This is a genomic window from Neorhizobium sp. PAMB6630 (assembly GCF_058242775.1).
On record NZ_CM177836.1, the window covers coordinates 995,590 to 1,022,166 of the forward strand.

Annotated in this window: 26 protein-coding genes and 1 tRNA gene; 20 read left to right on the plus strand and 7 right to left on the minus strand. The window is 61.0% G+C overall.

The features are described from left to right. Positions 1-5 precede the first annotated feature (5 nt). The 12 genes from AC4CWF_RS04655 to AC4CWF_RS04710 all read left to right on the plus strand — a co-directional run bounded on the left by AC4CWF_RS04655 (position 6) and on the right by AC4CWF_RS04710 (position 13,074). Entirely contained in the window at positions 6-512 is a 507-nt protein-coding gene (locus AC4CWF_RS04655; RefSeq protein WP_491283969.1) for an NUDIX hydrolase, read from the plus strand. 87 nt (positions 513-599) lie between these two features. Continuing rightward, positions 600-1,043 (plus strand): tol-pal system-associated acyl-CoA thioesterase, encoded by a 444-nt coding sequence (ybgC, locus tag AC4CWF_RS04660; protein WP_491283970.1) that lies wholly within the window; start codon positions 600-602, stop codon positions 1,041-1,043. 230 nt (positions 1,044-1,273) lie between these two features. Next, complete coding sequence (gene tolQ, locus AC4CWF_RS04665; RefSeq protein ID WP_491283971.1) at positions 1,274-1,993, plus strand: protein TolQ; 720 nt, start codon at positions 1,274-1,276, stop codon at positions 1,991-1,993. 24 nt (positions 1,994-2,017) lie between these two features. Further along, on the plus strand, positions 2,018-2,482 hold the full coding sequence (gene tolR / locus AC4CWF_RS04670) for a protein TolR (protein WP_491283972.1): 465 nt from the start codon (positions 2,018-2,020) through the stop codon (positions 2,480-2,482). 10 nt (positions 2,483-2,492) lie between these two features. Continuing rightward, positions 2,493-3,620 carry a cell envelope integrity TolA family protein gene (locus AC4CWF_RS04675; RefSeq protein ID WP_491283973.1) on the plus strand — a complete coding sequence of 376 codons (1,128 nt, stop codon included), beginning with the start codon at positions 2,493-2,495 and terminating at the stop codon, positions 3,618-3,620. 14 nt (positions 3,621-3,634) lie between these two features. Next, positions 3,635-4,942, plus strand: a complete 1,308-nt coding sequence (tolB, locus tag AC4CWF_RS04680) for a Tol-Pal system beta propeller repeat protein TolB (RefSeq protein ID WP_491283974.1) — start codon at positions 3,635-3,637, stop codon at positions 4,940-4,942. A 257-nt stretch (positions 4,943-5,199) separates the two neighbouring features. After that, the gene (gene pal, locus AC4CWF_RS04685; protein ID WP_491283975.1) at positions 5,200-5,739 is read left to right on the plus strand and encodes a peptidoglycan-associated lipoprotein Pal; all 540 of its coding nucleotides are present in this window, start codon (positions 5,200-5,202) and stop codon (positions 5,737-5,739) included. A gap of 184 nt (positions 5,740-5,923) precedes the next feature. Further along, entirely contained in the window at positions 5,924-6,931 is a 1,008-nt protein-coding gene (gene ybgF, locus AC4CWF_RS04690) for a tol-pal system protein YbgF (protein WP_491283976.1), read from the plus strand. Further along, positions 6,928-8,349, plus strand: a complete 1,422-nt coding sequence (gene tilS, locus AC4CWF_RS04695) for a tRNA lysidine(34) synthetase TilS (protein ID WP_491283977.1) — start codon at positions 6,928-6,930, stop codon at positions 8,347-8,349. The genes ybgF and tilS overlap by 4 nt, the downstream gene beginning before the upstream one ends. 102 nt (positions 8,350-8,451) lie before the next feature. Beyond that, on the plus strand, positions 8,452-10,389 hold the full coding sequence (ftsH, locus tag AC4CWF_RS04700) for an ATP-dependent zinc metalloprotease FtsH (protein WP_491283978.1): 1,938 nt from the start codon (positions 8,452-8,454) through the stop codon (positions 10,387-10,389). A 245-nt stretch (positions 10,390-10,634) separates the two neighbouring features. Beyond that, the gene (glmM, locus tag AC4CWF_RS04705; RefSeq protein WP_491283979.1) at positions 10,635-11,987 is read left to right on the plus strand and encodes a phosphoglucosamine mutase; all 1,353 of its coding nucleotides are present in this window, start codon (positions 10,635-10,637) and stop codon (positions 11,985-11,987) included. A gap of 235 nt (positions 11,988-12,222) precedes the next feature. Continuing rightward, positions 12,223-13,074 carry an outer membrane protein gene (locus AC4CWF_RS04710; RefSeq protein ID WP_491283980.1) on the plus strand — a complete coding sequence of 284 codons (852 nt, stop codon included), beginning with the start codon at positions 12,223-12,225 and terminating at the stop codon, positions 13,072-13,074. Between the two features lie 73 nt (positions 13,075-13,147). Here AC4CWF_RS04710 and AC4CWF_RS04715 read toward each other — a convergent pair whose 3' ends face one another. After that, positions 13,148-13,735: a DoxX family protein gene (locus AC4CWF_RS04715; protein ID WP_491283981.1), complete on the minus strand. Its 588-nt coding sequence runs from the start codon at positions 13,733-13,735 to the stop codon at positions 13,148-13,150. Next, positions 13,732-14,010 carry a hypothetical protein gene (locus tag AC4CWF_RS04720; protein ID WP_491283982.1) on the minus strand — a complete coding sequence of 93 codons (279 nt, stop codon included), beginning with the start codon at positions 14,008-14,010 and terminating at the stop codon, positions 13,732-13,734. Before AC4CWF_RS04720 ends, AC4CWF_RS04715 begins: the two co-directional genes overlap by 4 nt. Positions 14,011-14,042: 32 nt before the next feature. On the opposite strand from AC4CWF_RS04720, the gene AC4CWF_RS04725 reads away from it, so the two are divergent. The 3 genes from AC4CWF_RS04725 to AC4CWF_RS04735 all read left to right on the plus strand — a co-directional run bounded on the left by AC4CWF_RS04725 (position 14,043) and on the right by AC4CWF_RS04735 (position 18,121). After that, positions 14,043-15,221 carry a phosphoserine transaminase gene (locus AC4CWF_RS04725; RefSeq protein ID WP_491283983.1) on the plus strand — a complete coding sequence of 393 codons (1,179 nt, stop codon included), beginning with the start codon at positions 14,043-14,045 and terminating at the stop codon, positions 15,219-15,221. 83 nt (positions 15,222-15,304) lie between these two features. Beyond that, positions 15,305-16,900 carry a phosphoglycerate dehydrogenase gene (gene serA / locus AC4CWF_RS04730; RefSeq protein WP_491283984.1) on the plus strand — a complete coding sequence of 532 codons (1,596 nt, stop codon included), beginning with the start codon at positions 15,305-15,307 and terminating at the stop codon, positions 16,898-16,900. Between the two features lie 204 nt (positions 16,901-17,104). Beyond that, positions 17,105-18,121 (plus strand): Tim44 domain-containing protein, encoded by a 1,017-nt coding sequence (locus AC4CWF_RS04735; protein WP_491283985.1) that lies wholly within the window; start codon positions 17,105-17,107, stop codon positions 18,119-18,121. Positions 18,122-18,123: 2 nt separating this feature from the next. Here AC4CWF_RS04735 and AC4CWF_RS04740 read toward each other — a convergent pair whose 3' ends face one another. Further along, entirely contained in the window at positions 18,124-18,555 is a 432-nt protein-coding gene (locus AC4CWF_RS04740) for a DUF1810 domain-containing protein (protein ID WP_491283986.1), read from the minus strand. A 149-nt stretch (positions 18,556-18,704) separates the two neighbouring features. On the opposite strand from AC4CWF_RS04740, the gene AC4CWF_RS04745 reads away from it, so the two are divergent. The 3 genes from AC4CWF_RS04745 to AC4CWF_RS04755 all read left to right on the plus strand — a co-directional run bounded on the left by AC4CWF_RS04745 (position 18,705) and on the right by AC4CWF_RS04755 (position 21,401). Next, positions 18,705-19,835 carry a mechanosensitive ion channel family protein gene (locus AC4CWF_RS04745; protein ID WP_491283987.1) on the plus strand — a complete coding sequence of 377 codons (1,131 nt, stop codon included), beginning with the start codon at positions 18,705-18,707 and terminating at the stop codon, positions 19,833-19,835. A 158-nt stretch (positions 19,836-19,993) separates the two neighbouring features. Then, positions 19,994-21,190: a tRNA 2-thiouridine(34) synthase MnmA gene (mnmA, locus tag AC4CWF_RS04750; protein WP_491285215.1), complete on the plus strand. Its 1,197-nt coding sequence runs from the start codon at positions 19,994-19,996 to the stop codon at positions 21,188-21,190. 134 nt (positions 21,191-21,324) lie between these two features. Continuing rightward, positions 21,325-21,401, plus strand: a tRNA-Met gene (locus AC4CWF_RS04755). 92 nt (positions 21,402-21,493) lie between these two features. Here AC4CWF_RS04755 and AC4CWF_RS04760 read toward each other — a convergent pair. Then, positions 21,494-21,715: a helix-turn-helix domain-containing protein gene (locus tag AC4CWF_RS04760; protein WP_491283988.1), complete on the minus strand. Its 222-nt coding sequence runs from the start codon at positions 21,713-21,715 to the stop codon at positions 21,494-21,496. 481 nt (positions 21,716-22,196) lie between these two features. Here AC4CWF_RS04760 and AC4CWF_RS04765 point away from each other — a divergent pair, with 481 nt between their 5' ends. After that, positions 22,197-23,192, plus strand: a complete 996-nt coding sequence (locus tag AC4CWF_RS04765; RefSeq protein WP_491283989.1) for a 1-phosphofructokinase family hexose kinase — start codon at positions 22,197-22,199, stop codon at positions 23,190-23,192. A 155-nt stretch (positions 23,193-23,347) separates the two neighbouring features. Beyond that, positions 23,348-24,175, plus strand: a complete 828-nt coding sequence (locus tag AC4CWF_RS04770) for a universal stress protein (RefSeq protein ID WP_491283990.1) — start codon at positions 23,348-23,350, stop codon at positions 24,173-24,175. Here AC4CWF_RS04770 and AC4CWF_RS04775 read toward each other — a convergent pair whose 3' ends face one another. The 3 genes from AC4CWF_RS04775 to AC4CWF_RS04785 are packed head-to-tail and all read right to left on the minus strand — an operon-like array spanning position 24,176 to position 26,577. Next, complete coding sequence (locus tag AC4CWF_RS04775) at positions 24,176-25,015, minus strand: GNAT family N-acetyltransferase (RefSeq protein ID WP_491283991.1); 840 nt, start codon at positions 25,013-25,015, stop codon at positions 24,176-24,178. After that, positions 25,012-25,755, minus strand: coding sequence for an aspartate/glutamate racemase family protein (locus AC4CWF_RS04780; protein WP_491283992.1), 744 nt, complete (start codon positions 25,753-25,755; stop codon positions 25,012-25,014). Before AC4CWF_RS04780 ends, AC4CWF_RS04775 begins: the two co-directional genes overlap by 4 nt. 3 nt (positions 25,756-25,758) lie before the next feature. Continuing rightward, positions 25,759-26,577: an ABC transporter permease gene (locus AC4CWF_RS04785; protein ID WP_491283993.1), complete on the minus strand. Its 819-nt coding sequence runs from the start codon at positions 26,575-26,577 to the stop codon at positions 25,759-25,761.

A 26,577-nucleotide genomic window follows, 5' to 3' on the forward strand; every position in this document is an offset into this window, starting at 1 on the left:
CCGCCATGACCCGTGTTCGCATCAAGACCAAACCGAAGCGCACGTTTCAGATGCGGGTGGCCGGCCTCGGGTTTCGCAATGGCCATGTGCTCGTCCATCGCGCGACCCACGAAAAATTCTGGACCTTTCCCGGCGGCGGTGTCGAAATCGGCGAGACCTCGGAAGAAACGCTGAAGCGCGAGATGGTCGAGGAAATCGGCGTTCACGTCACCGTCGAGCGCCTGCTCTGGGTGGTCGAGAATTTTTTTCACTACGAGGGCCGCGACTGGCACGAGCTTGGCGTCTATTACCTCATGAGCGTGCCGGAGAGCTTTCCGTTTGCGCCTGAAGGCATCGTCCATAACATCCGCGATGGCGACAACGATCTGGAATTCAAATGGGTAGAGGCGACAGCCAGCGCCCTGACGGCGCTGGACATTCCGCCCTATTTCATCGCCGACGAGATCGAAAACCTGCCCGCCGCACCGCGTCATCTGGTGTGGGATGACCGCAATCTCGACGCAAAACCCTGATTTTGCGTGGTCGTGCCCGCTGGTCTTGCGACAGCACTGCCGCTAGAAGGGCCGCTACCAAATCTTGAGACTAATGGGACCTTGCCGATGGACCGGATCACTGTTTCGCTTGCCGGAGAATTGATCGACGGTGCGCATCGCCTCGTGCAGCGGGTCTATTACGAGGACACGGATTTTTCCGGTCTCGTTTATCACGCGCGATACCTGCATTTTCTGGAGCGTGGCCGCACCGATTACCTGCGCTGCCTTGGTTGCGAACAGAGCGCGCTTCTGTCTGTCGATGAGGAAGGGCTTGTTTTTGTGGTGCATCGCATGGAGATCGATTTCAAGGCGCCGGCCCGGATGGACGATGTTCTGACCATCGATACCCGCACAGAAAAGGCGGGTGGCGCCAAGATGGTGCTGGTGCAGGAGATCCGCCGTGGAGAAACGCTGCTGATTGCCGCGCGCGTGATCATCGCCGTCATTAACCGCGTGGGCCGTCCGCGACGCCTGCCTGACAGCATTGCTGACGCCTTCCGTCCGGGGTGATGCGTTCAACTGCGCGGTGCTGTAACACATTCTTAACGATAATATTGTCTTAATGGCGCTCATGGAAATTGTGCGCTGCACGCCTTCGTTTAACCAAAATTGAAGGCGAGAAGGCCAGTGAAACCTTCAGGTAAACGGGCATTTCAGCGCGTGCGCGCATTCAAAGACTGCGCTTGCGAACCGGCTCGTATTTTGCGTGCCGGGCGATTGGATTCGGGGATAGTGGATAGATGGAACACGCGGATTTGGCGGCGGCCGCAGGCTCGGTAAGCCTCTTGTCGCTCTTCATGCAGGCCGGCCTGATCGTCAAGCTGGTCATGCTCGGTCTTGCCGGCGCATCGGTCTGGACCTGGGCGATCGTCATCGACAAATACATGAGCTTCACCAAGGCCAAGCGCCAGTTCGACCAGTTCGAACAGGTCTTCTGGTCGGGGCAGTCTCTGGAAGAACTGTATCGCACCCTTGCGGAACGCCAGAACACCGGTCTTGCGGCGATCTTCGTGGCGGCCATGCGCGAGTGGAAAAAAAGCTTTGAGCGCGGCGCCCGTTCGCCGATCGGCCTCCAGATGCGCATCGATCGCGCCATGGACGTGACGATTGCCCGCGAGGGCGAAGTGTTTGAAGCACGGCTCGGCTCGCTTGCCACCATCGGCTCGGCAGGCCCCTTCATCGGCCTTTTCGGCACGGTCGTCGGTATCATGACATCGTTCCAGGCCATTGCCGGATCGAAGTCGACCAACCTTGCCGTCGTTGCACCGGGTATCGCCGAAGCGCTTCTGGCAACCGCCATCGGCCTTGTCGCCGCTATTCCCGCCGTCATGGCCTACAACAAGTTCATGGGCGATGCCGGCAAGTTGTCGTCGCGCATGGAAGGTTTTGCCGATGAGTTTTCGGCCATCCTTTCGCGCCAGATCGATGAAAAACTGCAGCCGCGTCAGGCTGCCCAATAAGCGTGACGCGCAGGAGTAGATGATATGGGTATGTCGGCAGGCGGAGGCAAAGGCGGAGGCGGTGGTCGTGGCGGTCGTCGCCGGGGCGGTCGCGGTCGCGGCGGCGCCATCAGCGAGATCAACGTCACGCCCCTCGTCGACGTCATGCTGGTGCTGCTCATTATCTTCATGGTGGCAGCGCCGATGATGACGGTTGGCGTGCCGATCGACCTGCCGGAAACGCAGGCGAAGGCGATGAATTCCGATACGCAGCCGATCACCATCTCGGTCAATCCGGCTGGCGAGATCTATCTGCAGGAAAGCGCCATCCCGCTTGAAGAAGTGGTGCCGAAGCTCGAGGCAATCGCCACGACCGGTTACAATGAACGGATTTATGTGCGCGGCGATACGGCCGCCGCCTATGGCGTGGTCATGAAGGTCATGGCGCGCATTTCTGCAGCTGGTTTCAAGAATATCGGTCTTGTGACGCTGCAGGAACAGGAGAAGTGATCGTTTTTCGATGAAGACGAGCCTTGGTACATCGCTGGTTCTGCATACGCTGGTTCTCACCTGGGCGCTCTTTTCGCTCAGCCCGCCGGCGGCGTTGAACGTTGCCGATGTGGAGGCGCTGCCGGTGGATATCGTGCCGGTGGAATCGATCACCCAGATCCAGCAGGGCGACAAGAAGGCCCCGATGGCGGAGAAATCCGCGCCGACGCCGACCAAGCGCCCTGACATCGTGGAAAACGCCGAAAATGCCGGCGACAACGATGTTGACCTGAAGAACCCGCCGACGCCGGTGAAGAAGCCCGTGGCAACGGAAACAGCGGCCGCGCCTGAAAAGGCCGAAAAGCCCCTGCCGAAGCCGACGCCCGAAACCAACAAGGTGAAGGACGTCGTGCCGGAGGAGACCGCGCCAAAACCGCAGGAAGTGGCAGCCCTGCCGCAGCCCAAGCCCGAGCCGACGCCGCCCACACCCGAACCGCCGCCGCAGCCAGCCCCAAAGCCCGCCGAACAGCAGGCCGAGGAAATTCCGCTGCCCGATAGCGTGCCGGTACCGGCCGCGCGTCCGCGCCCGGAACTGCCCAAGCCCGAAGAGGCAAAGCCGGTTGAAAAGCCGGAGCCGAAGAAGACCGAAACCGCAAAGCCGGCTGAAAAGACGCCCGACAAGAAGGTGGCGGACAAAAAGCAGGAAACGGCGAAATCCGCGTCGTCCAAGCAGAGCGATTTTAACGCTGACGAGATTGCCTCGCTCTTGAACAAGCAGGATGCGGCCGGTGGCGGCGCAAAACGTTCGGCCCAGCCGGCAGCCCTCGGCGGCAAGAAAACCACCAGCGGCTCCACGCTCAGCCAGAGCGAGATGGATGCCCTTAAAGGGCAGATCCAGAACAACTGGTCGGTGATCGCCGGTATCGAGGGCGCGCAGGGCATGGTGATCACCGTGACCATGAAGCTCGACGAGACCGGTGCGATCATTGGCCGCCCGGAAGTCAGCACCACCGGCGGATCGGACAGCGCACGTCGCATGCTGGAGGGCAGCGCGCTTCGCGCCGTCATGCGCTCTTCGCCGTTCAAAAACCTTCCCGCCGACAAATACGACTCCTGGAGCGAAGTCGTCGTGAACTTCGATCCAAGCGAACTGCTTTGAAAGGCTATGTTCTCATGATGAAACGTTCTTTCATCCGCGTGCTTGCGGCGTTTGCCGCGATGGCCGTGATGTATACCGCACCGGCGCAGGCGCGCGTGGAAATCAACATCAACCGGGGCAATGTCGAGCCGCTGCCGATTGCTGTGACCGATTTCCTCTCCGGCAACGAACTGGGTGCGCAGATTTCGGCGGTCATTGCCGCAGATCTTCAGCGCTCCGGTTTGTTTGCGCCGGTCAACAGAAGCGCCTTCATCGAAAAAATCAGCGATCCCAACAAGGCGCCGCGCTTTGAAGACTGGAAGGTCATCAATGCACAGGCGCTCGTCACCGGTCGCGTGACGCGCGAAAACGATGGCCGTCTGCGCGCCGAGTTTCGCCTGTGGGATACGTTTGCCGGATCGCAGCTGACCGGCCAGCAGTTCTTCACGCAGCCGGAAAACTGGCGCCGCGTCGCCCATATCATCGCCGATGCGATCTACAAGCAGATCACCGGTGAAGATGGCTATTTCGATACGCGCGTTGTCTTCGTTTCCGAAAGCGGTCCAAAAACTGCCCGTCAGCGTCAGCTGGCGATCATGGACCAGGACGGCTTCAACGTCCGCATGCTGACCAATGCCAAGGACATCGTGCTGACGCCGCGTTTTTCGCCGAGCCGTCAGGAAGTCACTTACATGTCCTTCGAGGGCAACCAGCCGCGCGTCTACCTGCTGCAGCTGGAAACCGGACAGCGGGAAGTGGTCGGCAATTTTCCGGGCATGACCTTTGCGCCGCGCTTTTCGCCGGATGGCCAGAAGGTCATCATGAGCCTTCAGCAGGATGGCAATGCCAACATCTACACGATGGACCTGCGCTCGCGCACCACAACACGGCTGACCAACACGGCCGCCATCGACACATCGCCGTCCTATTCGCCGGATGGTGCCCGCATCGTGTTCGAAAGTGATCGCGGCGGACGCCAGCAGCTTTACGTCATGAACACCGATGGTTCGGGCCAGACGCGCATCTCCTTCGGCGACGGTTCCTATTCGACGCCGGTCTGGTCGCCGCGCGGTGATCTGATCGCCTTCACCAAGCAGTCGGGCGGAAAATTCTCGATTGGCGTGATGAAGCCGGATGGTTCGGGCGAGCGTATTCTGACGACGGGCTTCCACAACGAAGGCCCGACATGGGCGCCGAATGGCCGCGTGTTGATGTTCTTCCGCCAGGCAGCCGGCGCCGGTGGTCCGCAGCTCTACTCGATCGACCTGACCGGTTATAACGAGCAGCTGGTCAAGACCCCGAGCTACGGTTCCGACCCCGCCTGGTCGCCACTTCTCGAATAGCTTTATCCATGGCCGCGCGTCTTTCAGATGTGCGGCCATTTGTCGTTCAGCCTGCGGTTAGGCGGGTTTGACGGCCGGTATGCTGACTTGCACGGGCGGGATCTTGTGGCGCTCTGCCACGGTGTCGCCGCAATCGGCTGAAATTGCGAAGAAATGTAGTTTGGTAGCGGATCGTTAACCATAATTGTTGAACTAGGGTTAACCAGAAACAGTTACGGTCTGGCAACGCTGAAATCTTGATCAAGGAGAGCCCGGCCATGAGCCGCACGATGACCCCGGCGATGAGCCGCATGCAGAAACTCGCACGCAACCCCGCCGTCCTTGCGCTGACGCTTGCGCTGGCACTGGCCGGTTGCGCCAACAAGAAGAATATGCCGAACAGCGCTGGCGAGCTTGGCCTCGGCGCTGGTGGTGCAGGGGCTGCAACGCCCGGCTCCAGCCAGGACTTCACGGTCAACGTTGGCGACCGCATCTTCTTTGACACCGACTCCACCTCGATCCGCGCAGATGCCCAGCAGACGCTCGACCGTCAGGCCCAGTGGTTGTCGCGTTATCCGCGTTACGCCATCACGGTTGAAGGCCATGCCGACGAACGCGGCACGCGCGAATACAACCTGGCACTCGGCGCCCGCCGTGCCGCCGCGACCCGCGATTACCTCGCGTCGCGCGGCGTACCGGCCAACCGCATGAAGACCATTTCCTACGGCAAGGAACGTCCGGTCGCCGTCTGCGACGACATTTCCTGCTGGTCGCAGAACCGTCGCGCCGTCACGGTTCTCGGCGGCGCCGGTTCCTGATCCGGCCGCGCGGGCAGATAAGAAGGGCGGTCGTTTGGCCGCCCTTTTCTTTTCTTGCTTTCGTTCATAGTTTGGCCGAACTTGCGTTCTCTTTTACAGTCAACGCGATTGCTTTTTGCCGATATTTGGAAAACTCTGCTGATGCCTTGAAGGGCGCAGCGTCAGATAACGCAGGACGAACGATATGAAGAAACTTGTCTTGGCAGCGATGCTGGGGCTTGCGGCAACGAGCGGGCAGGCCGGTGCATTTTCGATGTCCGAACTGGTTCCCGGTTCGGCACGCGTTGCGCCGTCTTCACGCCAGGCCGCCGAACGGCCGGTCATTCTTGCCCAGAGCAGCGGTGATGCGGTGCGCATCCAGCAGCTCGAAGAGGTCGTGCGCCAGCTGAACGGTCGCGTCGAGGAAATGAGCTTCCAGCTGCTGCAGATGCAGGAGCAGATGCGCAAGACGCAGGAAGACAACGAGTTCCGGTTCCAGGAGCTTGAGAAAAGCTCCGGCGGCGGCTCTGCTGCTCCCTCTGTTGCTGCCGCGCCGGCAGCCGGCTCAAAAAAAAACGATGAAATCGGGCGGCTGATCGAGCCATCACCGTCTGGCGCGCCTGCCGGCGCGTCGAACGGTGCCGTTTCATCCACGCCGTCCACGGCCCCCGCCGAAACCACGCTCGGCTCCATCGAGATGGACAGCCGCGGCGCCCCCGTGCGTGCCACAGCCAATAATGCCGGGCGTAATTCGTCGGCTCTTCCGGGCGTCGATCTCGGCTCTCGGCCGGCGACGGCCGATCCGACGAAAACGGCATCGCTTGGCACTGAAAGCGATGCCTATCGCGCCGCCTATAACCATGTGCTCTCCGGCGATTATCCGCTCGCCGAAACCGAATTCACCAGCTACCTGCAGGCCTATCCAAGCAGTGCGCGGGCAGCCGACGCCAATTTCTGGCTCGGCGAATCGCAGTTCTCGCAGGGCAAGTACAATGAATCGGCGAAAACCTTCCTCAATGCGCATCAGGCCTATGGCACCTCCGCCAAGGCGCCGGAAATGCTGCTGAAGCTTGGCATGTCGCTGGCCGCCCTCGACAACCGCGAAACCGCCTGCGCCACCCTTCGCGAGGTTCCCAAGCGTTATCCGAATGCAGCGCGCGCCGTGTTGGGCAAGGTGACGAGCGAGCAGAAGCGCCTGTCCTGCGGGCCGTGACGACACCTGCCACCGCAAATACCGATCGCCTGTCGCCGCAAGCGGCGATCACGCATTTTCTGGCCGACCTGCCAAAACCTGCCCGCCTGCTTGTCGCGATTTCCGGCGGCAGCGATTCGACCGGCCTCCTTGTCGCGCTCCGCAACAGCGTCCTCAGCGCGGGAACCTCCTGCCATATCGAACTTCTGGCCGTGACCGTCGATCACGCCCTGCGGCCGCAATCGGCCGGTGAAGCGCAGGCCGTCGCAAGGCTCTGCCAACAGCTTGCCGTTCCCCATTTTATCCGTCGCTGGGAAGGCGAAAAGCCGGTCACCGGCCTCTCCGCTGCCGCCCGGGCCGCCCGATACAGGCTTCTGTGCCAGACGGCAGACGCGGTTGGGGCGACCGCCATCCTCACCGGCCACACGTTTGACGACCAGATCGAGACGCTTGTCATGCGAAAAGCCCGCGTGCGTGACGAGGGTGACTGTTTGGCAGAAGACGCCGCACCTGACCTCAACGCCTTGTCGGCGGAAAACCTGTCCAATCTGGGTCTGGCCGGCATGGCGCCTGCCGTGCTTGTGGAGCGCCGGCATTGGTTGCTGCGGCCTTTTCTCAATGTGCGGCGCGCAGAGATCCGCGCGCAGCTTGAGGCGTCCGGCATCGGCTGGATCGATGATCCCTCGAATGTCGATCCGCGCTCGGAAAGGGCCCGCACGCGGCGGGTTCTGACGGATCGACCAGAGGCCGGAGCCGCGCTCATTCAAGCCGCAGCCGATGTGGGGGCCGAAAGAGTTCGCCTCGGCAATGCGGCAGCTGACCTGTTTGCCCGGCACCTCACGATCGAACGCGGCGTGCTGGCGCGCCTTGAGGTGCCGGCGCTTTTAGCCGAACCCGCCGTCCTTGCATATGCGCTGGCAAGTCTCACCGCCGTTTTAGGCGGGCGTGCGCATCTGCCGGGGCGGGAGAGCCTGAGACGGATTGTCGCGTTTGTCGGGGAGGGGGCTCCGGGCCGGCTGACGGTTGGCCGGGTGCTGTTTCAGCGGCAGAAGAGCGCGCTTTTTATGGCCCGAGAAAGCCGGGACCTTCCAGAATCCACCCTCGGGCACGCGCAAGACATGCTCTGGGATGGCCGTTTTCGTGTGCGATTGCCTGCCGGTTACTGCGGGCCTGTGAAGCCCGGTGCGGCGGACCGGACGGCTGCGCAGGCGCTGTTTCCACAGGCGCCGCCAGCGCTTTCGCTCGCGGCGTTTCGAAGTCTGCCCAACTCTTATGATGGAATTCAGGCACCGGATGGTGTGCTCATCGAGCCTGTCCTCCAGCCTTACCACGCATTTCTGCCGGCGTTTGACGTGGATATTGCCAATTCTTTGGCCGCTCTGATGGGATTACGTGCATTTGCGGCATTACCATTTAACGTTTTCGACCGTAAAAGGTGATCGACGGGTCGTGTTGCCTTGGCAAGGCCCTGCGGCAATCCTATGTTAAGCGACAAGTAAGGCGGCTGCCGATGAGCGAGCCGTCATTGTCCGGGGAGTTCGATGAACCCAAACTTTCGTAATTTCGCCCTTTGGGCGATAATCGCCCTCTTGCTGATCGCTCTGTTCAGCATGTTCCAGACGGCGCCGACGCAGACGAGCTCACGGGAAGTTCCCTATTCGCAGTTCCTGCGCGATGTGGATGCTGGACGTGTGCGCGATGTGGTGGTGACCGGCAACCGCGTTCTCGGCACCTATGCCGAAAACGGCACGGGTTTTCAGACCTATTCGCCCGTCATCGATGATTCGCTGATGTCGCGTCTTCAGGCGAAGAACGTCACCATCGTGGCACGGCCCGAATCAGACGGCTCCTCGGGTTTTTTGAGCTATCTCGGCACGCTGTTGCCGATGCTGCTCATTCTCGGCGTCTGGCTGTTCTTCATGCGCCAGATGCAGGGCGGTTCGCGTGGCGCGATGGGCTTTGGCAAATCCAAGGCTAAGCTTTTGACCGAAGCGCATGGTCGCGTGACGTTTGACGACGTCGCAGGCGTCGATGAAGCCAAGGCAGACCTTGAGGAAATCGTTGAATTCCTGCGCGACCCGCAGAAATTCCAGCGTCTCGGCGGTCGTATTCCGCGCGGCGTGCTGCTGGTTGGCCCTCCCGGCACCGGTAAGACGCTTCTGGCGCGTTCTGTCGCGGGTGAAGCAAACGTTCCCTTCTTCACGATTTCTGGTTCGGACTTCGTTGAAATGTTCGTCGGCGTTGGCGCAAGCCGCGTGCGCGACATGTTCGAGCAGGCCAAGAAGAACGCCCCTTGCATCATCTTCATCGACGAAATCGACGCCGTCGGCCGTCACCGTGGCGCAGGCCTTGGCGGTGGTAACGATGAGCGCGAACAGACGCTGAACCAGCTTCTGGTCGAGATGGACGGCTTTGAGGCCAACGAAGGCATCATCCTGATTGCCGCGACCAACCGTCCTGACGTGCTTGACCCGGCGTTGCTGCGTCCCGGCCGTTTCGACCGCCAAGTCGTCGTGCCGAACCCCGATATCGTCGGTCGCGAGCGCATTCTGAAGGTTCACGCGCGCAACGTGCCGCTGGCACCGAATGTCGATCTGAAGGTTCTCGCCCGTGGTACGCCCGGTTTCTCCGGCGCCGACCTGATGAACCTCGTCAACGAAGCAGCTCTGATGGCGGCACGTCGCAACAAGCGCGTTGTCACCATGGCAGAATTCGAAGACGCCAAGGACAAGATCATGATGGGCGCCGAACGTCGTTCGTCTGCCATGACCGAAGCCGAAAAGAAGCTGACCGCCTACCACGAAGCGGGCCACGCGATTACCGCGCTCGAAGTGCCGGTCGCCGATCCCCTGCACAAGGCCACCATCATTCCGCGCGGCCGTGCACTCGGCATGGTCATGCAGCTGCCGGAAGGCGACCGCTATTCCATGAGCTACAAGTGGATGGTGTCGCGTCTCGTCATCATGATGGGCGGCCGTGTTGCCGAAGAACTGACCTTCGGCAAGGAAAACATCACCTCCGGTGCCTCTTCCGATATCGAGCAGGCCACCAAGCTTGCCCGCGCCATGGTCACGCAATGGGGCTTTTCCGATATTCTCGGACAGGTTTCCTATGGCGAAAACCAGCAGGAAGTGTTCCTCGGCCATTCGGTGTCGCAGTCGAAGAACGTCTCTGAAGCAACTGCCCAGAAGATCGACAATGAAGTGCGCCGCCTGATCGACGAGGCCTATACCGAAGCCCGCCGCATCCTCACCGAAAAGCACGACGCATTCGTCATCCTGGCCGAAGGCCTGCTGGAATATGAAACGTTGTCCGGCGAGGAAATCAAGGCGCTGATCAGGGGCCAGAAGCCGTCGCGTGATCTCGGCGACGATGCGCCGCCCGCGCGTGGCTCTGCTGTCCCGAAGGCCGGCGCCAAGAAGGATGAGCCGAAAGGCGACGGCGAGCCGGAAAGCGGCCTGGAACCCCAGCCGCATTAACGGGTCTGCTGTCTGCGTTGAAAAAAAGACCGTCCGGTTTGTCCGGGCGGTCTTTTCCTGTTTAAGTCCGGCGATACTTACCGTTTAGGTAACGAGATATAATCGATTTTGACGGTAATTTATGTGCCTGGTGCCGGGATCTATGGCATGAGGCAGCATCGGCGCCGCGCGCGAAACACGCAAAACCGGCCGCCAGTTCAGAATGAGACGCGCGACACAAGGCGCGCAAACTCCAAGGAGCATGCATGGCACGCCGCTATTTTGGCACCGACGGTATTCGCGGACAGTCGAACGTTTTTCCGATGACACCGGATCTGGCCATGCGCGTCGGAATTGCCGTCGGCACGATTTTTCGGCGCGGTAACCATCGCCACCGGGTGGTGATCGGCAAGGATACGCGCCTGTCGGGCTATATGCTCGAAAACGCGCTGGTCGCGGGTTTTACGGCCGCCGGCCTCGATGTTTTCCTGCTCGGCCCAATCCCCACACCCGCCGTTGCCATGCTGACGCGCTCGCTGCGCGCCGATATCGGCGTGATGATCTCGGCCTCGCACAATCCCTTTGCCGATAACGGCATCAAGCTGTTCGGCCCGGATGGCTATAAGCTGTCGGATGAGCTGGAACAGGAAATCGAGGACCTGCTCGACAAGGATCTTTATTCGCAGCTGGCAAAGCCGGAAGAAATCGGCCGTGCCAAGCGCGTCGATGGCGACATCTATCGTTATATCGAATTCGTCAAGCGCACCCTGCCGCGCGACGTGACGTTGTCGGGCCTCCGGATCGCCATCGACTGCGCAAACGGCGCTGCCTACAAGGTGGCACCGACAGCGCTCTGGGAACTCGGCGCCGATGTCGTGACCATCGGCAACACGCCGAACGGCACCAATATCAACCTTGATTGCGGCTCCACCAGCCCGGATGCGTTGCGCAAGAAGGTGCATGAAGTGCGCGCCGATATCGGCATTGCGCTCGATGGTGATGCCGACCGCGTCATCATCGTAGACGAGCGCGGCGAGATTATTGACGGCGACCAGCTGATGGCCGTCATTGCCGAAAGCTGGGCCGATGACGAAAAACTGCGCGGCGGCGGCATCGTCGCCACCATCATGTCCAATCTCGGCCTGGAGCGTTTTCTCGGCGACAAGGGCCTGACGCTTGCCCGCACCAAGGTCGGCGACCGTTATGTGGTCGAGCATATGCGCCACCATGATTTCAATGTCGGCGGCGAACAGTCCGGCCATATCGTGCTGTCGGATTTCGGCACGACCGGTGATGGGCTGGTGGCAGCGCTTCAGGTGCTGGCCCGCGTCAAGCGTCTCGGCCAGCCGGTGAGCGAAGTCTGCCGCCGTTTTGAGCCGGTGCCGCAGCTTCTGCGCAATGTCCGCTTTGCCGGCGGCAAGCCGCTGGAGGATATCATCGTGCGTCAGGCCATCGATAGCGCCGAGGCGGAACTGGGTGGCAAGGGCCGCCTCGTTATCCGCCCCTCCGGCACCGAGCCGCTGATTCGCGTCATGGCGGAAGGCGATGATCGCAGCCAGATCGAACGCATCGTTGGCGATCTCGTGGGCGTGATCGCCAACGTCCGCACCGCCGCCTGAGCTTTTACCTTTCCGAGCGCATTTGATAACCCGCAAGGCCTGTCCTTGCGGGTTTTTTTGATGGCAGAGACACACCGGTTAACCGGAGGTAAACGATAAAAGGCTTGAATTCGCAAGCGTTTATATGTTGTTAGGCTTAATTGCTCCTTTACCTTTTTGGTTAATGATCGCTCCAGATTTGAAGAACGACGCCACCTTGCGCGCTTTACGATTTTGGAATGCGGAGCCTGATTCCATGAGAAGAACCCTGTCCGGCGCTTTTGCGCTGATGCTTGCCGCGGGCGTGTCCCAGGCCGCCGATGTCGCTCAGCCCGAAATGGATCCGATGCTGATGAATGCACCTGAGGTCACCGTGCAGGAGGCCGCCACCGGCTGGTATCTGCGCGGCGATGTCGGTTATGCCTTCAAGGATCTGAAGGGCGCCGAGTTCTATCAGGGCGGTTCTTCCGCCTCGAAGACGGATTTTTCGAGCACCGACCTGAAAGACAGCTTCCTGCTCGGGGCAGGGGTCGGCTACCAGATCAACAGCGCGCTGCGCACCGATCTCACCTTCGATTACCTCTCCAAGAGCAAGTTCGAGGGCTCCACCAAGGGCAGTGGTGCTGCCTTCGGCGCCTGCGTTGGTCCTTGCACGTCCAGCGATATCTCGCACATGCGTGCCTATAGCCTTCTCGCCAACGCCTATGTCGATCTCGGCACCTTCGGTTATGTCACGCCTTACGTCGGCGGTGGCCTCGGCGGCACTTATGTGAAGTGGGATAAGCTGCGCAATACGTCCTGCGCCGATGATGGCAGCGGCTGCGACAGCACCGTGGAACATGGCGGCAAGGGCAACTGGCGTTTCACCTATGCGCTGATGGCCGGCGCCACCATCGATGTCACCTGCAACCTCAAGGCCGACGTTGGCTATCGTTATCGCCACGTCGAAGGCGGCGACATGTTCGGTTTTGCTTCGAACGGCGGCCCCGGCAACGACAAGGGTTTTGACGTACACGAAGCCCGCGTCGGCGCCCGTTACCTGTTCGGCAGCTGCGCCAAGCCTTATGTAGAGGAAGACGTTCCGGCGCAGCCGCTCATCTACAAGTAAGCGTGCTGCACGCCTGCAGACAGCAAAAGCCGCCCCGGTTGCCCGAGGCGGCTTTTTCATTTGGAAACCGTGTTTAGAACTCGCGCTTCAGCACCTGCCGGTCGAGCGACCATGAGCCGGCGCCGCAGGCGGCAAACAGGAAGGCGCCGCCGGTCCAGAACAGCGAGGCAAGTTCGGCCTTGGTCTGCACCTGTTCGAGGAATTTCGTGCCGCCATCCATCAAACGCACGGTGGCCGTCGGCGTGAAGAGATCGCTGCCGGCCTTCAAGGCGGCAATTCCACCATCCGTCAGAAGGGCATGGCCATAGGGGTGGGCGTAGTGGAACCACAGGGTGATCGCCAGCATCACGCCATTGGCAAGCGCGATGGGTCGTGTGAAAAGCCCGAGGGCAATCATCAGTCCGCCGAAGAACTGCATGGCCGCCAGCGTCGGCGACCAGAGCCAGCCGGGATAAAAGCCGAGATTTTCAACGAAACCGATCTGCGCCATCGGCGCCATGATTTTCGGATAACCCTCCACCATCAGCATGCCGCCGATGGCAACCCGGAATGCCGTCCAGGCGAAGGGCTGGGCAAAGCTTTCGTAGAAGCCGGCGAGGAAGGGCAGGTAATAACGGGTTTTCTGCTGTTCAGGGGCAAATGCGGTTGTCTGCAGTGTCATGGCGAACCTCTTTGATTTTTAAATGAATGCGTCAGGAAACGATTGGTCTTCAGGTGGTCGGCTGCGGCTTTGCTGAAGCTGCGCTCGACTTCGGCGCGCGTCGTTTCACGGTCCCGATGAAGAGACTGTAGGCCTGTCGACGCGAAAACATGTTGATTCAAATCAAGTTTGAAAATCGCCGATATCCGGCGCGGAAAAGACAGCGGCCGTTTCGAATGCGACTTGACGAGGAAAGCGGCTTCCACTAACACCAGCGGCGGGACACCCTTCCCCAACGAAGGGCTTTCTATCTGGAAGGATAGCCAAAATGGCGAACATCGCGAAGCCGGACACCCGTCCGAATAATACCCATTTTTCTTCTGGCCCTTGCTCGAAGCGCCCCGGTTGGTCGCTCGATGCTCTCTCCGATGCCCCGCTCGGTCGTTCGCACCGCGCCAAGGTCGGCAAGACGAAGCTGAAGCAGGCCATTGATCTCACACGCGAAATTTTAGATGTGCCGGCGGATTACCGCATCGGCATCGTGCCGGCTTCCGATACCGGCGCTGTCGAGATGGCCATGTGGTCGCTGCTCGGCGAGCGCGGCGTCGACATGCTGTCCTGGGAAAGCTTTGGCGCCGGCTGGGTCACCGATGTGGTGAAGCAGCTGAAGCTGGCCGATGTGCGCAAGTTCAATGCCGATTACGGCCTGCTACCGAACCTTGCCGAGGTTGATTTCGACCGCGACGTCGTCTTCACCTGGAACGGCACCACCTCTGGCGTGCGCGTTGCCAATGCCGATTTCATTCCGGCAGACCGCAAGGGCCTGACGATCTGCGATGCCACGTCTGCGGCGTTTGCGCAGGAACTCGATTTTGCCAAGCTCGATGTCACCACCTTCTCCTGGCAGAAGGTTCTGGGCGGCGAGGGCGGTCATGGCATGATCATTCTCAGCCCCCGCGCTGTCGAGCGCCTGACCACCTATGTACCGGCCTGGCCGCTGCCGAAGATTTTCCGCATGACCTCGGGCGGCAAGCTGATCGAAGGCATCTTTGTCGGCGAAACCATCAACACGCCCTCCATGCTCTGCGTCGAGGACTATATCGATGCGCTGAACTGGGCAAAGTCGCTCGGTGGCCTTGAAGCGCTCATCGCCCGTGCCGATGCGAACGCCAAGGTCATCTTCGATTTCGTCGACGCCAATGACTGGATTGCCAATCTCGCCGTCGATCCGGCCACCCGCTCCAATACGTCGGTGTGCCTGAAGATCGTTGATCCCGAGGTGGCAAACCTCGACGCCGACCAGCAGGCAGCCTTTGCCAAGGGCGTCGTGGCGCTTCTGGAAAAGGAAAATGTCGCGCTTGATATCGGCGCCTACCGCGATGCGCCGTCCGGCCTTCGCATCTGGGCCGGTGCGACCATCGAGACTGCCGACATGCAGGCTGTCATGCCGTGGCTGACCTGGGCCTATGAGACCCAGAAGGCAGCGCTCGCCAAGGCTGCCGCTTAAAGCTTTGAAGTGCTTTCGGCTTCGCCATCAGGGCGAAGCCGCTTTTCCCCATACAGATTGAACCCTTCTGAAGGAGGCCTCTCATGGCACCTCGCGTTCTCGTATCCGACGAACTGTCGGAAACTGCCGTCCAGATCTTCCGCGATCGCGGCGTTGAAGTTGATTTCCAGCCGAAGCTCGGCAAGGACAAGGACAAGCTTGCTGAAATCATCGGCAATTATGATGGCCTTGCCATCCGTTCCGCCACCAAGGCAACGGAAAAGCTGATTGCCGCTGCGACCAATCTCAAGGTCATCGGCCGCGCCGGCATCGGCGTCGACAATGTCGATATCCCCGCCGCCTCGCGCCGCGGTATCATCGTCATGAACACCCCGTTCGGCAACTCGATCACCACGGCTGAACACGCTATCGCGCTGATGTTTGCCGTTGCCCGCCAGCTGCCGCAGGCCGATGCCTCCACCCAGGCCGGCAAGTGGGAAAAGTCGAAATTCATGGGTGTCGAAATCACCGGCAAGACGCTCGGTGTCATCGGCGCCGGCAATATCGGTTCCATCGTCTGCTCGCGCGCACTCGGCTTAAAGATGCACGTGCTCGCTTACGACCCCTTCCTCTCGGCTGAGCGGGCGCAGGAAATGGGCGTCACCAAGGTTGAGCTGGATGAGCTGCTTGCCAAGGCAGACTTCATCACGCTGCACGTGCCGATGACCGACAAGACGCGCGGCATCCTCAACAAGGAAGCGCTTGCCAAGACCAAGCCCGGCATTCGCATCATCAACTGCGCCCGTGGTGGTCTGGTGGATGAGGCCGCGTTGGCCGATGCCATCAAGGCTGGCCATGTCGCCGGTGCAGGCTTTGACGTGTTCGAAGTGGAGCCTGCCACGGAAAGCCCGCTGTTTGGCCTGCCGAACGTCGTCTGCACGCCGCACCTTGGCGCTTCCACCACGGAAGCGCAGGAAAACGTGGCGCTTCAGGTGGCCGAGCAGATGTCGGACTATCTGGTGAAGGGTGCCGTTTCCAACGCCATCAACATGCCCTCGATCACGGCGGAAGAAGCCCCGATCCTGAAGCCGTTCATTCGTCTTTCCGATGTGCTCGGTTCGTTTGCCGGTCAGGTCACCGAGAGCCCGATCAAGGCGATCGAGATCCTCTATGACGGCATCACCGCCGGCATGAACACCAAGGCGCTGACCTCAGCACTTCTCGCCGGCCTGATCCGCAATCAGGTCGCCGATGTGAACATGGTTTCGGCCCCGATCATGATCAAGGAAAAGGGCATCGTGCTCTCCGAGGTCAAGCGCGACAAGACCGGCGTTTATGACGGCTACATCAAGCTAACGGTGACGACCGAAAAGCAGACGCGTTCGGTTGCCGGCACTGTCTTCTCCGATGGCAAGCCGCGCTTCATCCAGATCAAGGGCATCAACATGGATGCGGATGTCGGCACCAACATGATCTACATCTCCAACACCGACGTTCCCGGCATGATCGGCTTCATGGGCACGACGCTCGGCAATGCCGGCGTCAACATCGCCAACTTCCAGCTCGGCCGCGAGAAGGAAAATGGCGACGCCATCGCGCTTCTTTATGTCGATGGTCCCGTGGCTCAGGCAGTGCTCGACCAGCTGACCGCCAATCCGGCGATCAAGCAGGCAAAGCCGCTTACGTTCAACGTCGAATAAGCCTTTCCACATTTTGAACGACAATAACCCGGCCGGATGTTTTCGCGCCGGGTTTTTGTTGCGCGAATGAAAGGGAGCCGTGGGGGAAAAGCCGATCAACACTGATCACGATTTCGAAAAATCGCCCCGCCTCCCTAACAGCTGCAACTTACGCTCTCTATATAGATGGCACGCTCTTAAAAGCGGATCTATGAGGAGAGAGAGATGTTTTCAACGCTTCGACGCTTCAAGCACGTTCTGTCCGTGCTGGCGCTCGGAATGGTGGTGTCGCTGGCGGCGGTTGATTTCGCCGAGGCGCGTCGCGCCGGTGGCGGCAGCAGTTTCGGCAGCCGCGGCACACGCACCTATTCCGCCCCGCCTTCCACCAGCACCGCACCGACGACGGCTGCGCCGATCCAGCGTTCCATGACGCCGAATAACCAGGCAACCAATCCTTCCGCAGCAGCCGGTGCGCAGGCAACTCAGCCGCGCCGTGGCCTGTTCGGCGGTTTCGGCGGCGGCATTCTCGGCGGCCTGCTCCTTGGCGGCATGTTCGGCATGCTGATGGGCAACGGCTTCGGCGGCATGGCCGGCATGTTCGGCATGTTGTTCCAGATGCTGCTGATCGGTGGCCTGATCTTCCTTGCCATGCGCTTCTTTGCGCGTCGCCAGCAGCCGGCCGCCAGCGGCCCGGCCGGCGGTCTCGATCGCTATAATTCGCAGGCGCCGCAGGGCAATAATTTCGGTGGCTTCAAGATCCCGCAAATGGGTTCGCTCGGTGGCGGTTCCGCACCGGCTGCGCAAAAGCCGCGTGTCGCGTCAGCCCGCACGGATGAGATCGGCATCACCAACCGCGATTTCGATCAGTTCGAAAAGCGTTTGACCGAGGTGCAGAGCGCCTATGGTGCAGAGGATTACGGCCGCCTGCGCGCCCTGACGACGCCGGAAGCCATGTCCTATCTCGCCGAGGAACTGGGCGAAAACGCCACCAACGGCCACCGCAATGACGTTAAGGACGTGCAGCTTCTGCAGGGCGATCTGTCCGAAGCTTGGCGCGAAAACGGCCTCGAATATGCAACGGTTGCCATGCGCTACCAGAGCATCGACGTGATGGTGGACCGTGATACCGGCAAGGTCGTCTCTGGCGACCCGGCGCATGCGACGGAGGCGACGGAAATCTGGACCTTCGTGCGCAAGGGCGGCGAGGACTGGAAGGTATCCGCCATTCAGGGCGTCAACTGAGGCTAGAGCCGGGCAAGCGTCGCTTCGTCCGGCCTGCCATCATAAAATGTCAGAAGGGCTTGGCCGAAAGGCGAGCCCTTTTTGCCGTCTGCTTCCGACATGGCGTTAAACAGCGTCATGGACGAGTGGAACTTCATATCATCAGGTGAGCCGAGGATGGCGTGGGTCGATTTTTCCGGGTGCATCAGCATGGCCTGCGTCGACTCGACAAGCCGGCTGCCGAGGAGAGGGTGGGCAAGATAGGCTTCCGCCTCCGCCCGGTCGGCAATGGCGTAGAAGCGAGCAGTCGAGGAATGCCCAAGGCCGGCAATCTGCGGAAAGATGAACCACATCCAGTGGGACCGCTTGGCGCCTTGTTGCAACTCGTCCAGCGCCTGCGCGTAAACGGGCGCCTGCGCCTCGATGAACCGCCGCAAAGATCCCTGATCCGCCATTTTAAGCCTCCGCCTTAAATCGCACTCTTGATACCGGACACCGAACGCTGCGGCCGCCATTGTGTTTCAAATGGGGTGATGCGCCGGCCTCACGGGAATGTCAGCCCTTCTCCCTTTCCTCTGCTGCACTGCACCCTAAGTGCCTTCAGATGGAACAGCGTCTCGAAGAATATTTCTATATCGTCATCGCCTGGCTGCCCAACTGGCTTCTGGCAATGATCGTGCTCATCCTCGCGGTGCTGGTGGGCTCCCTTATTCACCGCTTCGTTTTTCGGCTTCTCACCCGTATCGTCAAGGATCGCGATCTTTTCCTGCGCTCGCTCGTCTCGCGCACGGAAAGGCCGATGCGGCTTGCCATCGTCGCCTGGGTCATGGTGCCGGCCATCGGCATCGCGCCGCTGACCGATCAGCAGACGGGCCTTCTCCGCCACGGACTGCTGCTCTGCTTCATCGTTCTGATCGGCTGGATGGCGCGCACGACGCTGCACATCTGGACGACCGTCTATCTGCGCCGCTTCAAGCTGGATGCGGAAGACAATCTTCTGGCGCGAAAACACGTCACGCAGTCGCGCATCATGGAGCGTGTGGCAGCGACACTCATCATTGCCTTCACGCTCGCCTTTGCCCTGATGACCTTTCCGGCGGTGCGCCAGTATGGCGTGTCGCTGATGGCGTCAGCCGGTGTGGCCGGTATCGTTCTCGGTCTTGCTTTGCAGCCGGTGCTGAAAAACCTGTTTGCCGGCATTCAGCTTGCCATCACCCAGCCGATCCGCATTGATGATGCGCTTCTGGTGGAGGGTGAGTGGGGCAAGGTCGAGGAAATCACCGCCACCTATGTGGTGGTGAAACTCTGGGACTGGCGGCGGATGATCCTGCCGCTCGGTTATTTCATCGAAAACCCGTTCCAGAACTGGACGCGGGAAGGGGCAGCCCTCATCGGCACTGTCATGATCTATCTGGATTATACGGTGCCGGTGTCGGTTCTGCGCCAGAAGGTGGAGGAGATCGCTGCCGCCTCCAAACTCTGGGACCGGCAGGTGGTCAATGTCGCGGTGACCGATTTCAAGCAGAACGTCATGGAAATCCGCATCCTCGTCTCGGCAGCCGATGCCGGCAAGGCGTTCGACCTGCGCTGCGAAGTGCGTGAAAAGCTGGTGGATTTCATCCAGCGCGAGTATCCGCATGCACTGCCCAAGGTGCGCGCGTCAGGCTCCGGTGGCGAAGACCTGCGCACCGCAGGTGTTGCCGCCGGCACTGAAGGCCGCATGATGCAGCAGTAACGGCTGCTCGCCAATCGCCTGCAAGTGCGACGAACCTTGCGTTTTTGCCGCGTCCTTTCTATATCCACACTCTAAATGCGTGGCACCGAGATGGGCCGTGGCAGCGGGGCGCGATGTTATCGTGCAGGCAACCCGGCGAGATGACGAAGAGAGTTCCTGTGAATACGCTGGATTTTGACAAGAGGCCGGAGGATACGCGCGTCGTCGTGGCGATGTCGGGCGGCGTGGATTCCTCCGTGGTTGCCGGTCTTCTGAAACGCCAGGGTTATGACGTGCTCGGCATCACGCTGCAGCTCTACGATCATGGTGCCGCCGTCCACCGCGCCGGCTCCTGCTGTGCCGGCCAGGATATCGACGATGCGCGCCGTGTCTCGGAAACGCTCGGTATTCCCCATTACGTGCTCGATTACGAAAAGCGCTTTCGCGAAACAGTGATCAACCCGTTTGCCGAAGCCTATGCCATGGGCGAAACGCCGATCCCCTGCGTTGCCTGCAACCAGACCGTTAAGTTTGCCGATCTTCTGGCAACGGCAAAGGATCTCGGCGCCGATGCGCTGGCGACCGGCCATTACATCCGCTCCAGCCTCAACCCCTCTGCGGAAAACCCGAACCGCCGCGCGCTGTTCCGTCCCATCGATGCCGATCGCGACCAGAGCTGGTTCCTGTTTGCGACCACCCAGGAGCAGATCGATTATCTGCGCTTTCCGCTGGGCGGCATGTCGAAGGCCGATGTACGGCTTTTGGCTGAAGACATGGGGCTTGTCGTTGCCAAAAAGGCCGACAGCCAGGATATCTGCTTCGTGCCGCAGGGCAAATATGCCGATATCATCAACAAGGTGAAGCCGAACGCTGCACTTTCGGGCGAGATCGTCCATATCGACGGACGTGTGCTCGGTCGCCACGAGGGCATCCTGCATTACACCATCGGCCAACGGAAGGGTCTGGGCGTCGCCACAGGCGAGCCGCTCTACGTGGTTTACCTCGATGCCCGTGGTCGCCGTGTGATCGTCGGCCCGAAGGAAGCGCTGGAAACCCGCCGCGTCTACCTGCGCGACGTCAACTGGATCGGCGATTCCGCGCTGTTTGACGACGCGCGCGATGGCTTTGACTGTTTTGCCAAGGTGCGCTCCACGCGCCCGCCAACGCCTGCCACGCTGCACGCGGATGAAAACGGCATCTATGTCGATCTCGCCATCGGTGAAGCCGGTGTCGCGCCCGGCCAGGCCTGCGTACTCTATTCGGCAGAAGGTGCGGATGCGCGCGTTTATGGCGGCGGTTTCATCGACCGGTCCGAACGGGATGCGGCAGCGGAAGCCTCGTTGAAGGCGCTTCTCCTGACGCCGGCGGCGGCCTGAACGGCGTTTCGAAATTCGCTGTCGCAAAGGCTTGGTTTTTGCCGCAAGCGTGCTTGACTTTGGTCGGAGCATCCCTTTATAAGCCCCCCAGCACGCCGGACGGGTCACGAAACAGACACACGGCAGTCGCTCTTGGCGGGGTAGCTCAGTTGGTGAGAGCGCAGGATTCATAACCCTGAGGTCGGCGGTTCAATTCCGCCCCCCGCTACCAAACTCTCCAGTTTATCAAGATGTTCGTGAAGCCTTGCGGCCAGCAGGGCGTATGAGAGCGGGCTTTTGGCCCGCTCTGCGATAGGCGGCTGATCAGATGGTCAGTGTCTGCAATTGCAGCGCCGCGGCGACGCGGCGGACATGAGCGGGATCCTGATCCGCGCCAGCTTCGATGGCTTCCAGTTCTTCAACCGTCAGGCCACAGGTAATGGCGAGGTCTTCTAGGCTGTAACCGGACGCGCGGCGACCTTCGGCGATCGTGTCGGCGATGGATACGGGCTGGCTTTCATCAAAATTTGTTTGGGACATGGTCATTATCAACTCCTTTGGTAGTGCCGACCGAAGTCGGAAAATTTGGGCATCAGCTCAAAGGACGCTGCGCGATACGCTGTGAACTTGCTGCAGCGCAACATAGATAGTCTTTTCTGCCGCAGAGTCCAAGGTTTTGCGCAGGCGGCAGGGCCGCACACGTGCATATTTTGTTCCGCGTTCGGGAATGGTTGCCCGTCATCCTTGTATACACGGCGCCAGTTAGCGAGATGCTTGCCGATTAGTGTAAATTAGAAATATCTTGTATAATGGGCAAATCCCGGGCGGGACGTGGCCGTGCTCACGTGGCAATCGCCGCCCGGACAACGCCGTCTCAACGCGCTGCCTGCACCGGCGAAGTCCGGAAAAATGCCGGCTCTCGGATGCGCTGGATCAAACCATTTTGCCTTGTGCGTGTTAGCGCTGTGAAGCCTTGCGCGCCATTGATCATGGTTGCGCCCGTTGATCCCGCTCAGGAGCCCCGCCGATGCCCCCATTGATCTCCCCGCCAATGTCATCGACCGCCATTCTCTGCATCACCCTCAATCCGACGCTTGATCTCTCCAATGATGTCACGCGCATCGTGCCGACCCACAAGATGCGCGTGCGCAATCAGCGCCAGGAGGTTGGGGGAGGCGGTGTCAATGTGGCGCGGGTGATTGCCGAAATGGGGGGCGAGGCGGATGTGGCGGTGCTGTCCGGCGGTGCAACAGGCGCTATTCTTGTCGAAGCGCTGAAAGCGCTTCCGCTTGGGCTGCACATTTTTCCGATCAAGGGCTCGGTGCGCATCGCCTTTATGGTGCATGAGGACGAAAGCGGGCTGGAATATCGTTTCGTTCCGGAAGGCCCTGTGGTCTCGGCCTTGGAGATCGAACCGGTCATGCGCCTCATAGACCGGCAGAAAGCCGGCTATGTCGTGGCAAGCGGCAGTCTGCCGCGCGGCGTGTCCACCGATACCTATGCCCACATGGCACGCCGCACGGCCGAAACCGGTGGCCGCTTCGTGCTGGATGCGTCCGGCGAGGCGCTTTCGGCAGCGATTGCCGAGGGCGGCATCTTTCTCTTCAAGCCAAGCCTGAGCGAGTTGGAACGGCTCGTCGGCCACGGGCTGGATATCGAGACGGCAGGTGCGTTTGCCGCAGACCTCGTCGCGCGTGGCGTCACCCGTTACGTGGCGCTGACGCTGGGCGAGGACGGTGCCATGCTGGTTGGTCCGGAAGGGCGCCTGCTGATGCCAGCGATCAAGGTCGAGGTGCGCTCGGCAGTCGGCGCCGGAGACAGCTTTGTCGGTGCCATCGTCTGGGCGCTGTCGAAGGGGCAGGATATCCGGGAAGCCTTCCGCTTCGGCCTTGCTGCGGGCGCCGCTGCGGTGATGACGGAGGGGACGCAGCTTTGCCGCCGGGCCGATATCCTGAAGCTCTGCGCAGACGCCTGCGCTGCCCGCCACGAGGAACAGGCGGCCGCCTGGCTGGCAAGCGCCTGAGACCTTCGGTCAACGCAAACTGACAAAGCACTGGGTTAAGGCCCTGGGTTTCTGCGACCGGTTTGACGGAGATCATATTGGTGCGGGCAGGATGCTCCTAAGCTCAGTCTCAACAAGGCCGATGCGGCCTTGGCCAAGGGAAAGGGAGCATCATCATGTTGTTCAAGACAGTTCTGGCCATTATCGGCAGCCATGAAGAGGCGGCCGACATCAACCGCGCCACGGATCTCGCCGCGCAGCTTGGCGCGCATCTCTCGCTGCTGGTCGTCGATATTGCCGTGTCGCCTACGGTTGGCGATTATCCGGTCGGCACCGCCTGGCTCGATCAGCGCGTCGAGGACCTGAAGCGGCTTCACGCTGTCGCCGACATGGCGCGTGCGCATTGCGAAACGGCGGAAATTCCCTTCGACATCGACCGTTATTACACCGAGCGGACTTTTCTGGCCGACACGATCTTCCAGCGCGCGCTTTACGCCGATCTCGTCGTGGTGGGCCAGAAACTGCGGGCGCAATCCGGTCTTATCAATGCGGTGGTGGATGGCGCCGTGTTCGAGGCAGGACGCCCCCTGCTGCTGCTGCCGGCCGGCGATGCGCCGGTCAAGGTGAAGACGGTGCTGCTCGCCTGGAATTCCCGCGCTGAAGCCGGCCGCGCCGCACGCGAAGCCATCGATATCCTGTCTCAGGCCGAAAGCGTGCATGTGACGCTAATCGATCCCGATGCCTCCTACAGTGCCAATGGCGGCGAACCGGGGGCGGATGTGGCAGCGTTTCTGGCGCGCCACGGCGTTAATGTGGTGGTCGACCAACTGCCGAGCGGCGGGCGTCCCGTCGAGGATGTGCTGAAAAGCCATGCGGGCGAGATCGGTGCCGATCTCATCGTGATGGGAGCCTATGGCCATTCACGCTTGCGCGAGCGGGTTTTTGGCGGCGTCACGCAGGCGCTTCTGAAAGCGGCACCCGTGCCGGTTCTGATTGCCCGCTGATCAGCCAAGCTCCAGCGTCGTTACGCCAAAAACAAGGCGCTCCTCATCATCAGGGGGAGCGCCGTGGATCATGCGGCGGGTTTCAAAACCCTTCGTAAAGCAAAGGCCCGAGAGATGGGCGGAGAACACGGTTCGGTTTTCCGGCACGTCGATATGCAGGATTTCTGACCCTGCCGCCATGGCCAGTGCAGAAAACAAACCTTCCGCATGGCCATCGGTTTCGGCAAACAGCGGCCCGATCTTGAACCCGTCATGACAACGGCGCGCCACACCGTAGCCGGTGAGCTGACCGTCCCGAAAAATCGCACGGGCGATATGCGGCGGCTGTAGCCATGCTTTGAGGAAAGCCGGACGCGGCGCCGGAAAGGCGCGGGCGTCAAATGCCTCGATGTCCTTGAAATGGTCTGGTGTCACCGCGACGACGTCGGGATGGCTTGCCGGCAGCGCCGGAGTGTGACCGCTCCAGCGCACGGTGCCATAGGTCGGCGCAAAACCCATGCGGGCATAATTTGCCTGCTGCGCCGGCACGCCATCAAGCCCGATGCTGCGGCCGGCAAGAGAGTGCATGGCGTGATCCCACACCTTCAGCCCATAACCTTTGCCGCGGTGATCGGGGTGAGAGATGTAAAGCCCGATGAAGCCGAAATTTTTGCCATAAGCGACGGCGGAGATGCCGGCGACCATCTGCCCTTCGACAAAACAGCCGAAGAATCCGGAAGGATCGGCGGCGTGAAAGGCCAAGGCATCATCGAGACCGGGGTTCCAGCCTTCCGCCTCTGCCCAACCGAGCAACTGGCTGAGTTCGGCAGGTGTCAGCACCCGGATCCCGGTCGTGGTCATGCGGTCATCGCTTTTGGTTGAAACGCTTCCAGGATCCCCGTGTACGGTTTTTCGACCGGAAAGGCATAGGCGCCGCGCTTGGCGGTGGAAAGCTTGAGTGTCACCAGCGCTTCCGCCTGCTTCACGGCGGCGGCCACGCCATCCACGACCGGCACGCCGAATTCGCGGGAGAGTTCGGCCGTGAGATCCGCCATGCCGGCGCAGCCAAGCACGATGGCATCTGCCCGGTCGTCGCGGAGAGCCGCCGTGATTTCGGCGCGCAACCGTTCACCGGCATTGGAAGACGGGTCTTCCAGCGAGAGCACCGGAATATCGGCAGCGCGCACCTTCACTCGGCCGGCCATGCCATAACGATGCACCAGATGTTCGATGGGCAGACGCGAGCGTTCCATGGTGGTGACGATGGTGGTGCGCTGGGAAATGAAGGACACGCAGGCAAGGGCTGCCTCGCAGATGCCGATGACGGGAATGCCGGCAAGGGCGCGTGCGGCATCGAGCCCGGTATCATCGAAACAGGCGATGATGGCGGCATCGGCGCCGGCCTTTTCGCCCTTGGCGAGTTCCACAAGCAGGCCGGGCACGGCGAGCGCCTCGTCATAATAACCTTCGATGGAAACCGGCCCCATCGTGGAGGTTACGGGCAGGATCTCGGTGCCGGCAGCGGCCACGCGGTGGGCGGCATCCGCCGCCGTTGCCGTCATGCTTGCGGTCGTGTTCGGATTGATCAGGAGAATGCGCATTAATCAGCCTTTGGACCGGCGGCGGTTCATGGCGATGATCAGCCCGAGCGTGCCGGCAATGACGAGGAAAGAAAAGACGGTGGTGACGGTGCCGAGCGCATAAAGCACCGGCGTCGTGACATTGGTCGTCATGCCGTAAATTTCGAGCGGCAGCGTGTTGTAGGTGCCAGATGTCATCAGCGTGCGGGCAAATTCGTCATAGGAGAGCGTGAAGCCGAACAGGCCGACACCAATGAGGGAGGGCGCAATCATCGGCAGCACGACGTAGCGAAACGTCTGCCAGGAGGTGGCGCCAAGATCGCGTGCGGCTTCCTCGTAGGAGGGCGAAAAGCGGTTGAACACGGCAAACATGATCAGCACGCCAAACGGCAGCGTCCAGGTGAGATGGGCGCCGAAGGCCGACGAATACCAGGCGGGCTGGAAGCCGAACTGCTGGAAGACGACGCCGATGCCGAGCGAGATGATGATGGAGGGCACGACAAGGCTTGCGACCGACAGATAAAACAGCACGGTTGCGCCAAAGAACTTGCGCCGGAAGGCAAGGCCGGCGAGCAGCGATACGGTGACTGTGACCAGCATCACCATGATGCCGAGCATCAGCGAGCGCCGGAACGAGCCGCCGAAATCGCCCACCGCCTGCGTTTCCATGAGATTGGCAAACCAGCGCAGCGACACGCCGTTGAGCGGAAAGGTAAGCCCCCCGTTCGGCCCCTGGAAGGAGAGAATGACGATGGCAGACAGCGGGCCGTAGAGAAACAGCACGAAGAGGGCGAAGAAGATGGCGAGGATATAAAATTCGCGGGAGCGTTTGTCGGCATACAT

Bases quoted from the DNA above. Each gene is read 5' to 3' on its own strand.
- AC4CWF_RS04655 (WP_491283969.1), top strand. From the start codon at position 6: ATGACCCGTGTTCGCATCAAGACCAAACCGAAGCGCACGTTTCAGATG.
- ybgC (WP_491283970.1), top strand. From the start codon at position 600: ATGGACCGGATCACTGTTTCGCTTGCCGGAGAATTGATCGACGGTGCG.
- tolQ (WP_491283971.1), top strand. From the start codon at position 1,274: ATGGAACACGCGGATTTGGCGGCGGCCGCAGGCTCGGTAAGCCTCTTG.
- tolR (WP_491283972.1), top strand. From the start codon at position 2,018: ATGGGTATGTCGGCAGGCGGAGGCAAAGGCGGAGGCGGTGGTCGTGGC.
- AC4CWF_RS04675 (WP_491283973.1), top strand. From the start codon at position 2,493: ATGAAGACGAGCCTTGGTACATCGCTGGTTCTGCATACGCTGGTTCTC.
- tolB (WP_491283974.1), top strand. From the start codon at position 3,635: ATGATGAAACGTTCTTTCATCCGCGTGCTTGCGGCGTTTGCCGCGATG.
- pal (WP_491283975.1), top strand. From the start codon at position 5,200: ATGAGCCGCACGATGACCCCGGCGATGAGCCGCATGCAGAAACTCGCA.
- ybgF (WP_491283976.1), top strand. From the start codon at position 5,924: ATGAAGAAACTTGTCTTGGCAGCGATGCTGGGGCTTGCGGCAACGAGC.
- ftsH (WP_491283978.1), top strand. From the start codon at position 8,452: ATGAACCCAAACTTTCGTAATTTCGCCCTTTGGGCGATAATCGCCCTC.
- glmM (WP_491283979.1), top strand. From the start codon at position 10,635: ATGGCACGCCGCTATTTTGGCACCGACGGTATTCGCGGACAGTCGAAC.
- AC4CWF_RS04710 (WP_491283980.1), top strand. From the start codon at position 12,223: ATGAGAAGAACCCTGTCCGGCGCTTTTGCGCTGATGCTTGCCGCGGGC.
- AC4CWF_RS04715 (WP_491283981.1), bottom strand. From the start codon at position 13,735: ATGACACTGCAGACAACCGCATTTGCCCCTGAACAGCAGAAAACCCGT.
- AC4CWF_RS04725 (WP_491283983.1), top strand. From the start codon at position 14,043: ATGGCGAACATCGCGAAGCCGGACACCCGTCCGAATAATACCCATTTT.
- serA (WP_491283984.1), top strand. From the start codon at position 15,305: ATGGCACCTCGCGTTCTCGTATCCGACGAACTGTCGGAAACTGCCGTC.
- AC4CWF_RS04735 (WP_491283985.1), top strand. From the start codon at position 17,105: ATGTTTTCAACGCTTCGACGCTTCAAGCACGTTCTGTCCGTGCTGGCG.
- AC4CWF_RS04740 (WP_491283986.1), bottom strand. From the start codon at position 18,555: ATGGCGGATCAGGGATCTTTGCGGCGGTTCATCGAGGCGCAGGCGCCC.
- AC4CWF_RS04745 (WP_491283987.1), top strand. From the start codon at position 18,705: ATGGAACAGCGTCTCGAAGAATATTTCTATATCGTCATCGCCTGGCTG.
- AC4CWF_RS04760 (WP_491283988.1), bottom strand. From the start codon at position 21,715: ATGACCATGTCCCAAACAAATTTTGATGAAAGCCAGCCCGTATCCATC.
- AC4CWF_RS04765 (WP_491283989.1), top strand. From the start codon at position 22,197: ATGCCCCCATTGATCTCCCCGCCAATGTCATCGACCGCCATTCTCTGC.
- AC4CWF_RS04770 (WP_491283990.1), top strand. From the start codon at position 23,348: ATGTTGTTCAAGACAGTTCTGGCCATTATCGGCAGCCATGAAGAGGCG.
- AC4CWF_RS04775 (WP_491283991.1), bottom strand. From the start codon at position 25,015: ATGACCACGACCGGGATCCGGGTGCTGACACCTGCCGAACTCAGCCAG.
- AC4CWF_RS04780 (WP_491283992.1), bottom strand. From the start codon at position 25,755: ATGCGCATTCTCCTGATCAATCCGAACACGACCGCAAGCATGACGGCA.
- AC4CWF_RS04785 (WP_491283993.1), bottom strand. From the start codon at position 26,577: ATGTATGCCGACAAACGCTCCCGCGAATTTTATATCCTCGCCATCTTC.